At 65.8% G+C, this 8,844-nt stretch carries 10 protein-coding genes; 1 reads left to right on the forward strand and 9 read right to left on the reverse strand.

Annotated elements, in window-relative coordinates; genetic code table 11:
- The 4 genes from ABUA09_RS17455 to ABUA09_RS17470 all read right to left on the reverse strand — a co-directional run.
- Positions 1-434: putative phage tail protein (locus ABUA09_RS17455; RefSeq protein ID WP_349949576.1), on the reverse strand; the 434-nt coding region annotated here is incomplete at its 3' end.
- Positions 431-1,474: a baseplate J/gp47 family protein gene (locus ABUA09_RS17460; protein ID WP_129868804.1), complete on the reverse strand. Its 1,044-nt coding sequence runs from the start codon at positions 1,472-1,474 to the stop codon at positions 431-433. The genes ABUA09_RS17455 and ABUA09_RS17460, both read right to left, overlap by 4 nt.
- Before the next feature lie 156 nt (positions 1,475-1,630).
- Entirely contained in the window at positions 1,631-1,954 is a 324-nt protein-coding gene (locus ABUA09_RS17465) for a DUF2577 family protein (protein WP_279202455.1), read from the reverse strand.
- A 318-nt stretch (positions 1,955-2,272) separates the two neighbouring features.
- A complete protein-coding gene (locus ABUA09_RS17470) occupies positions 2,273-2,485 on the reverse strand; it encodes a helix-turn-helix domain-containing protein (protein WP_033119189.1) in 213 nt (70 codons plus the stop codon).
- A 61-nt stretch (positions 2,486-2,546) separates the two neighbouring features.
- Between ABUA09_RS17470 and ABUA09_RS17475 the strand changes: the two genes are divergently transcribed.
- Complete coding sequence (locus tag ABUA09_RS17475) at positions 2,547-2,750, forward strand: hypothetical protein (RefSeq protein ID WP_058116795.1); 204 nt, start codon at positions 2,547-2,549, stop codon at positions 2,748-2,750.
- Here ABUA09_RS17475 and cuyB read toward each other — a convergent pair.
- The 5 genes from cuyB to ABUA09_RS17500 all read right to left on the reverse strand — a co-directional run.
- Positions 2,736-3,443: a cysteate racemase gene (gene cuyB / locus ABUA09_RS17480; RefSeq protein ID WP_033119187.1), complete on the reverse strand. Its 708-nt coding sequence runs from the start codon at positions 3,441-3,443 to the stop codon at positions 2,736-2,738. The genes ABUA09_RS17475 and cuyB overlap by 15 nt on opposite strands.
- A 34-nt stretch (positions 3,444-3,477) precedes the next feature.
- Positions 3,478-4,686: a carboxylate--amine ligase gene (locus ABUA09_RS17485; protein WP_033119186.1), complete on the reverse strand. Its 1,209-nt coding sequence runs from the start codon at positions 4,684-4,686 to the stop codon at positions 3,478-3,480.
- Positions 4,686-4,877 carry a hypothetical protein gene (locus ABUA09_RS17490; protein ID WP_033119185.1) on the reverse strand — a complete coding sequence of 64 codons (192 nt, stop codon included), beginning with the start codon at positions 4,875-4,877 and terminating at the stop codon, positions 4,686-4,688. The genes ABUA09_RS17485 and ABUA09_RS17490 overlap by 1 nt, the downstream gene beginning before the upstream one ends.
- 371 nt (positions 4,878-5,248) lie before the next feature.
- Complete coding sequence (locus tag ABUA09_RS17495) at positions 5,249-7,471, reverse strand: RelA/SpoT family protein (protein WP_349949578.1); 2,223 nt, start codon at positions 7,469-7,471, stop codon at positions 5,249-5,251.
- A 13-nt stretch (positions 7,472-7,484) separates the two neighbouring features.
- A partial coding sequence (locus ABUA09_RS17500; protein WP_349949579.1) for a single-stranded-DNA-specific exonuclease RecJ occupies positions 7,485-8,844 on the reverse strand: 1,360 nt, incomplete at its 5' end.

Raw genomic sequence — 8,844 nt, forward strand, 5'->3', positions numbered from 1 at the left:
TATGCCAGGTGCGCGGGCTTGATCTCCTCCAGGGCCGCCGACAGGTCGTCCAGGTTGGGCGGCACCCCGATGCTGCTCAGGAACCGGATGTCGAAACGGTATGCCTCCGGCTGCTCCTCCACCGCCACCTGGCCGTTGTAAAAGCTCTCGGCCACGTTCTGGATCATGGCCACGGTGGTGGTGCCCTGCCCCCGCAGCTTGGAGAGGATGCGGGTCCGCCGGTAGGCGTCGGGGCGGGACACGTCCACATCCAGCCCCAGGGACGCCTCCCAGCAGGACAGTCCCCAGGTGGCCTTGTTGACGTCCAGTTGGTCGATGAGCCCGTTCTCCGCCGTCCACAGGGCCTCGGTCTGCTGCTCCAGCGCCCCCTGGAGGGCCGCGATCTGGGGCGAGGCGGCGTAGAAGTCCGGCAGATAGCCGATCCATTTGCTCATGTGAGCGTCACCGTCCCTTTCACGGGCACCTGCTCATCCCCGATGCTCACGTTGCCCGTACCGCCGTTGATCGTCAGCGCCGTAAAATCGGACACTCCCGGGATGCTCAGCAGCAGATAGGCCACCTGGTTATACCGCAGGGTGGAGGCCGAGAAGGCCAGCTCCATGAGATAGGTGTCCAGCGCCGCCTCAAACTCCGTCTTGACCTGGCTGAGGGGGGCGCTCCCATCCAGCGTCACCGCCGCCGTCACGTTGATGCTCAGCGGCGCGGCCGCCGCCACCGTCACCGTGGCCCCGATGGGCCGTTCCGCCTCGATGTGGGCCTGTACCGCCGCCACGATCTCCGCCGAGGCGGGCTCCATGCCGCCGTCCACCAGCACCACCTTGACCGTCCCCGCGCCGTTCCACAGGGGGAATACCCTGGCGGCGCCCACGCCCGCCACCTCCAGCGCCCACTGCTCGTAGTGATAGGCGTTTCCGGAGGTGGCCGGGCGGCTCAGGTAGGCGTGGATGCGCCCATAGAGGGCCCCGTCGCTCTCCGGGTCCGTGCCGCCGGCGGCGGGGCCGTTGGTCCAGGAGGACAGCCCCGGCAGCGTCGCCGCCATCTGAGACAGCTCCCCCGCCTCCACGTTGTACGCGCTGCCCACCTCTGCCGCCTCCGCCGTTCCCGCGTCGCCGCTCCCGGTGAGGACCACTGCCTCCGTCAGGGCGAACTCCAGCCCGCCCGGCGTGACGAACACCGTCCCCGCCGGTACCGTCGCCCCCGCCGTGCCGGTGAGGGTCATGGCGCACCGGGCGCGGGTGCCCGGCTTCCGGGTGATGCCGTACTTGGCCCCCTCCAGGTCCAGGTAGCCCCCCGAGCTCTCGTCCACGAAGGCGATGGACACCACCGCGTTCATCGCCTGGTAGACCTTCCAGATCTCCAGCGCGGCGGGCCCCGCCATGGAGTCCAGAAAGCTCCCCTCACGGGTCTCCAGGCTCTCCCCGGCCTCCGCCAGGATGGCCGCCTTGATGCTCTCAGGTGTAATATCTTCAAACACGCGTATTCACCTCCCCACACGGCTCCCGCCGTGCGGGGGCCCCATCTTCCTTTGACCTGCTCGGGCGGAGTGAATCCGCCCTGCGCCAAGATTTTGCCTGCGGCAAAATGCTTGTGCGCGCTCTAAGCGCGTCCCGGCTTCGCCGGTGCCTGCGGCTCATACCTTCACCGCCTTGCACAGAATGATATACCGCTGCTTCTCCTCAATGGGCAGGAGCACCACCTGGTCTCCCGCCGCCAGCCCATGGGGCAGCAGTCCCGGCGCCGAGAGCAGGTCCTCCCGCTCCTGGGACGTCCCCCCGGCGATCACCCGGTGGGGCCGTGTCGGGTGCTCCTGGTCCGGCCAGGACGCCACCGTCCCCAGGCACAGCCCGCCCTCCTCCGCCCCCGGCGCAAAGATCCGCGCCAGCCGCTGATACGGATTATCCTCCACGTCCTCGCAAACTCCTTTCATCGTCGGAGCAAAGTCCATTCCGCTCATAACCGCCTGCGGCGATTTCTCGCTCCACTCCCTTGCTCCTCCTCTCCCCACAAAGCCTCACGGCTTTGTGGGGGCCTTTGTGACCTCTCCCGACGGCTTGCCCACGCCGCTGGAGAAGAGCTCCTGGGGGTGTCTCCAATAGGGGGGCCGAGGCCCCCCTGATTGGTCGTTTTTAAAAGGGGAGAATCCAAAGAGGGGGAAGATCGAAATCCCCCTCTTTGGCCCTTCTTTCCCACCGCTTTCTTTGGGAAGAAAGCGGTGCCTCCGGAGGATGGCATCCTCCATCCCCGTCCGCCCGCAGGCGGACAACTTAGGGCCCTACAACCGCTCGTCCCTGCGGCCCAGCAGGTAATCCGCCGAGACGCCGTAAAAATCCGCCATGGCGACAATCATCGGGGCGTTGGGGTCCCGCTCTCCTGCCTCATAGCGTTGGTAGGTAATCAGCGCTGTCTCAAGGGCCTCGGCAACATCTGACTGACGCAGGTGCTGTTCTTTTCGCAGGGATCGCAGTCTGACCGCTAATATTTCCATAAGATGCCCCCTTGACACATCCGTTTGGATATTTTATAATATGTCCGAACGGAGGTTTACTATGCCTGATATCTTATCTGAAATTTTCAACCTTGTCGAGGCCCATGCCCCGGAAACCCCTCACGACGCGGCTTTGAAGCAGGCCTTCCGCGATACGCTCACCCCTGCGCAGCTCCGTCTCTTCGAGGCCTATCAGGAGGCGGAGTTCCACCGGGAGGAGACGGACCGCGAGGCCCTCTTTCGCTTCCTGCTACACACTCCGTAGGGGATATCCGCAGGCCCGGATGCTCTCCTCGGCCAGCACGTCCATCGCGTCCAGGTACAGCTCCGACACACCGTGATATTCCTTGTACACCGACAGCTCCGTGCAGGCCAGGATGGCGCCGTCGCACCCCCGGGACCGGAGGTCCCGGTCGATGGCGGCGAACTTCTCCCGGGAGCCGCTCTCTCCCCGCTTGATCTCGTCGTAGATGATGCTCATGGTGAGGGCCTGGGCCTGGGGTCCCGGGACCACGGCCTCCACGCCCTGCCCGGCGCACTCCCGCTGGTAGATGCCGGTGCGCACCGTGCCGTCGGTGGCCAGGATGCCCACTCGCCGGCACCCCCGGGCCGCCATGGCCGCCGCCGAGAGGCGCACCATGTTCAAAAGGCGGACCCGCAGCCCGGCCTGGAGCCGATCGGCAAAAAAATGGGAGGTGTTGCAGGGGATGGCCAGCACGGTGCAGCCCTCCCGCTCCAGCAGGCGGGCGCCGGAGAGCAGCCGGGCAAAAACCGGCTCCGTCTCCCCGGAGAGGATGGCCCGGGTGCGGTCGGGCATCCCAGTGTCGCTCCAGATCAGGGTGGGCACGTGCTCCTGGTCCCGGGATGCATCGGTCTTGTCCAGGATCCGCTGGTAAAAGACCTGGGTGGCCTGGGGGCCCATCCCCCCCAAAATGCCCAGGCGCTGCTCTTGTTCCATTCCTGTGCCTCCTGCATCCCCGCCGGGCGCCGCCCTATTCCGGCCGGTGGTAGTACTTTTTGAATTTGACGAAGTGCCCCAGTTGGTTCTTCTCCAGCTTCAGCTTCCGCTTCAGGGCGGAATCCGGGCCGTACCGCAGGGGATTGGTGACCGCTCCCGCCTGGATGAGGGCGCGCATCTCCTGGTGATAGCGCCTGGGGGTGTAATCGTAGGCCACCCTGCGGGGGACCACCATCCACAGGGAGCGGTTGTGGGTGACGGTAAGCGGCTGGGGCCTGTGCTCCACCCGGTCCTCCACCAGAATCCGGGCCAGGTTGTATCCCGCGCCGGTGACGTAGTAGTTGCTGCGCCCCTGGCGGGTGTTGATCTCAAAGGCCTTGAATTTCCCGTCCCGCTGGTCGTACTTGATGTCGAAGTTGGAAAAGCCGGTAAAGTGCAGGGCCTCCAGGAAGAGCCGGAATTTTTCACACAACTCGTCGTTGGGCTCGGTGATGATGACGGCGTGATTGCCGACGCCGTGGGGGGTATGCTCCTCCAGGAGCACGTGGCCCAGGCACATGAGCCTGACCTTGGCGTCGGCGCCGGAGTAGCAGGTGAGCACCCGCATAAAGCTGTCGTCCCCGGGGATGAACTCCTGAATGATCATGGAGTCGGGGTACCCGGCGGCGTAGACCCTGTCCAGGGTGGCCTCCAGAGCCTCCCGGGTGGGGAGGCAGAACACCTTCTCGCTGCCGGGGAAATCGTGCTCCCAGTAGGCCACGCCGTTGGAGGGCTTACAGATGTAAGGGGCGCCGAAGGGGAGCTGGAAGTCATGGCCCATCTCCCGGCGGTAGACGAAGGTGCCGGGGTGGTCGATGCCGAACTGGTCGCACAGCTCATAGAATTTCTCCTTGTTGGTGAGCCGATCCATCAGATCGTAGTCGATGTAGGGGGCGATCACGTTGGCGGGGAACTGATCCCGGTAGCGGGCCGCCAGCTTCACATAGCTGTCGCCGCAGCCGATGACCAGCACCGTCTTGTCCGGGTGCTCCCCGGCATAGCCGCACACGTTTTGGAAGAACGTGGGCCCGTCCTCATTTTGGGCGCAGACCCGGTAGTCCAAAATGGCGCTCTCATAGCACACGCCGGTGGCGAACTTGCCGTAGGCGGCGGACCGGATGCCGTAGGCCTCATGAAAGGCCCGGGCCATGCTGTACACGTTGATATCCCCGCCGAACAGGAGGGGCAGGAAGGATGTCTCCATCAGTTTTCAGCTCCCCGAAAGGTGATTTCATACCAGCTCTTGCCCTCTTCCGGCTCCATGGGGAGGACCACGGCGGCGAAATGCGCACGGATATACGCGGCCTCCTCGCCGGTGAGCCGCAGCTCCCGGCGGCGGATCTCCCCGCCCCGGAAGGCGTCGGCTATCTTGCTCTCTATCTCTATTGTAGGCATTTCCATTGCTCCCTAATCGTTTTGTGGAAGGATGGCCGGGTCGATAAGCCGGCTCCTCTCCCCGCAAAGCCGCAGGGCTTTGCGGGGGCCCCTTGCGGCTTGCTGTGCGCCTGCTCCCGGGCGCTCCGCGCTTCGGGTCTGTCACGCTCCGCGAAAAATGCCGCTGGGCCTCGGCCCGCCCTGTTTTTTCGTCTGCGTGTTTCGCTGTTGTCCTGCTCCCGGCGCTCCGCGCTTCTCTCCTGTCACGCTGCGGCGGCTGCGCGACGCGCGGCTTCCCTCCGACTCGGGCTGGTCTTTGGGCCGCTTTGCGGCCCGCCGCTCGCCCTCGCTCCGGTCCATCCGCGCTGCTCCGCGCGCCTCCGCGCTTCGTTTTACCCCGTGGCCCGTTTCACCTGGTACACGCCGGAGATCTGGCCGAGCTTGTTGATGAGGCTGGTGAGCTCGTTCCGGTCCCGCACTTCCAGCACGATGGACACCATGGCGTACCCGTCGGGGAGGCTGCGGGCGGAGAAGCTCTGCACCTTGACCTTCGCGGCGGTGAGCGCCATGGTCACATCCAGGGCCAGGGCGTCCCGGTCCTTGGCGGAGATCTCCAGAGAGGTCTGGTAGGAGGCCAGCTCGCTCTCCCCCCAGGAGACCTTCACCCACCGGCCCTCCTCCTCCGGCTTGCGCCGGGCCGGGTCGGCGTTGGGGCAGTCCTGCCGGTGGACGGACACGCCGAAGCCCCGGGTGATGAATCCCACCACCGGATCCCCGGGCACGGGCGTACAGCACTTGGCGAACTTCACCAGGCAGTTGTCCAGCCCCTCCACGATGATGCCCGATTCACTGCGCCGGGCACCGGGGATCAGCTTGGCGGGGGCGGCCAGTTGGGGAGAGGTCCCCTCGGAGGCCAGGCGTTCGGCGGCGGCCTTCTCATTTTTATCCCGGGTCAGGCGGCCCAGCTCGTCCCGGATTCGGTTCACCGCCTTCTGGGCGGTCATGCCGCCGTAGCCGATGGCGGCGTACAGATCGTCCAGGGAGCCGGAGCCCACCTTTTTGAGGAGGTGGGGCAGCACCTCCTCGCTGGTGATGGCGGCCAGGGAGATCCCGGTGCGCTTGAGCTCGGACTCGAACATGGACCGCCCGGTGACGATGTTCTCCTCCCGGCGCTCCTTCTTGAACCACTGCTTGATCTTGTTCCGCGCCTCGTTGGACTTGCAGATCTTCATCCAGTCCCGGCTGGGGCCGTGGGCGGATTTGGAGGTGATAACCTCCACAATGTCCCCGGACTGGAGCTGGTAATCAAAGGTGACGATGCGCCCGTTCACCTTGGCCCCCGTCATGGCGTTGCCCACGGCGGAGTGAATGGAGTAGGCGAAGTCGATGGGGGTGGCCCCGGCGGGCAGGTTCACCACGTCGCCCCGGGGGGTGAAGACGAACACCTCGTCGGCGAACATGTCCACCTTGAGGGTGCGGACGTACTCCTCCGCGTCGGTGTCCTGCTGATTTTCCAGCAGCTTGCGGACCCACTCGAAGGCCTCCTCGGTGCCCAGTTTGTCGTTGGCAAGGCCCTGCTTGTACTTCCAGTGGGCGGCGATGCCGTACTCCGCGGTGTGGTGCATCTCCCAGGTGCGGATCTGCACCTCGAAGGGGATGCCCTCCCGGCCGATGACCGTGGTGTGCAGGGACTGGTAGCCGTTGGGCTTGGGGGTGCCGATATAGTCCTTGAACCGGCCCAGCACCGGCTTGAAGAGGTCGTGGATGCAGCCCAGGACGTTGTAGCACTCTGGGATGTCGTCCACGATGACCCGGAAGGCGTAGAGATCGAAGATCTCGTCCAGGGTCTTGTTCTGGGCGAACATCTTCCGGTAGATGGAGTAGATGTGCTTCACCCGGCCATAGACGGTAGCCTTGATGCCCTCCTCCGCCAGGCGGTCCTTGATCTTCTTCTGGATCCCCGCCATGAACTCCTCATGGGCGGAGGAGCGGCGGAGCAGCTCGTCGCTGATCTCCTGATAGCCCACCGGGTCCAGGTACTGGAGGGACAGGTCCTCCAGCTCCCATTTGATCTTCTGCATGCCCAGCCGGTGGGCGATGGGCGCGTAGATCTCCATGGTCTCCAGGGCCTTTTCCCGCTGCTTGCGGGCGGACTGGGAGTTCATGGTGCGCATATTGTGGAGCCGGTCGCAGATCTTGATGAGGATCACCCGGATGTCCTTGGCCATGGCCATGAGCATTTTCCGGAGGTTCTCCATCTGCTCCTCTTCCTTGGAGGTATACTGCACCCGGGTCAGCTTGGTGACCCCCTCCACCAGGTCGGCCACCGCCGGACCAAAGAGCTTGGCGATCTCCTCGTGGGTGGAGCCGGTGTCCTCAATGCAGTCGTGCAGAAGGGCGGCGATGATGGAGTCGGTATCCAGCTCCAGCTCGGCCACGATCTCCGCCACCGCCAGAGGGTGGGTGACGAAGGGGGACCCATCCTTCCGAAGCTGCCCGGAGTGGGCGTTGTCCGCATACTGGAAGGCGGCAAAAAGCCGCTTGGTGTCCAGATTCGGATTGTATTGTTTTACTTTTTCCTCCAGAGCATAATAGCTCTCCAGGACAGGGTCCATAAAATCACCTTCTTCAGATCGGGCGGCGCGCCGACGCGCCCGCCGGGCCGGCGCCGAGCGTTCCGCCCTCCGCCAGGCGCCGCAGGCGCTTCATCAGGTCGGAGGACTCCAGGTCCACCTTGCCCTCCACCCGGCACAGGTCGATGCGCAGATGGTCGGTGGTCTGCTCCACCTGGATGAGGCCGTGCTCGTCCAGCACCTCCAGGCATACCATGGTCCGCATCACGGTCTCCTTGATGCCATAGGTCCTGGAGACGCCCCGGGCCAGGCGGCGCGCGGTGTCCTCCACCCGGCCCAGGCGGGCGTGGCCGCTGAGATACCGCCACACCGCCGTGAATTCGGCCCGGCTGGGGATGAGTGCCGCCGCCTCCTGGGCAGAAAGGGCCTCCCCCCGGCGCAGCCGCTCATAGAGGGCCTGCTCCGCCGCCATCCGGGTGGGCGCGGGGCGCAGGTCGCACAGTTGGAGCTGTACGCTCCGGTTCCCCCGGAATTCGTTGATCTGGGGGGTAAACGTGACGTCGATCCGGTCGCCGGGGGCAACGCCCGTCTCCGCGGCGCCCACGGAAAAGAAAATGGCGTCCAGCAGATGGCCGCCCCGGCTCAGGCGCAACTTCAGATGCCGCCCGCCGCCCACCTCAGCGAGGGAGGAGACGGTACAGCCGCTGAGGGAGAACACCGGCTTGGGGTTCCCGGCCCCATAGGGCTCCAGGAGGTCCAGTCCGGCCACCTCCTCCACGGTGAGGAGGTTCTCGTCGGGCAGCTCAGCGTCCACCTCCAGGGCGGACGCCAGCTCGTGCTCTCCGGTCCACTCCTCCACGCAGCGGTCGATCCGCTGCCGGAAGGCGCCGATGTGCTCCTCCAGGATCGTAAAGCCGGCGGCCAGGGCATGGCCGCCGAAGCCCTCCAGCAGGTCGGCGCAGGATTCCAGCGCCCGGAAGAGGTTGAAGCCCCCAAAGGAGCGGCAGGAGCCCTTGCCCCGGCCGTCCTGGACGCAGATCATGAATGTGGGGCAGGCGTATTTTTCCGCCAGACGGGAGGCCACGATTCCCACTACGCCCTGATGCCAACCCTCGCCGGCGAGTACGATGGAGCGCCGCTGCCCGGCGCTCTCCCGCTCCAGCCGGGCCAGACACTCCTCATAGATGCGCCCCTCGATGGACTGGCGCTCCCGGTTGAGGGCGCACAGCGCATGGGAGAGCGCCTCCGCCCACCCGGGGTCCTCCGTGAGGAGCAGCTCCGCCGCCACGGGAGCGCAGCCCATGCGGCCCGCCGCGTTGATGCGGGGCGCCAAGGTAAAGCCAATGCAGGAGGCTCTCAGGCTTTTGCCCTCCGCGCCGGCCTCCCGGATGAGGGCCCTCAGCACCGGCCGGCGG

Source organism: Intestinimonas sp. RTP31139st1_F5_RTP31139_211217 (assembly GCF_040226735.1).
GTDB lineage: Bacteria > Bacillota > Clostridia > Oscillospirales > Oscillospiraceae > Intestinimonas > Intestinimonas butyriciproducens.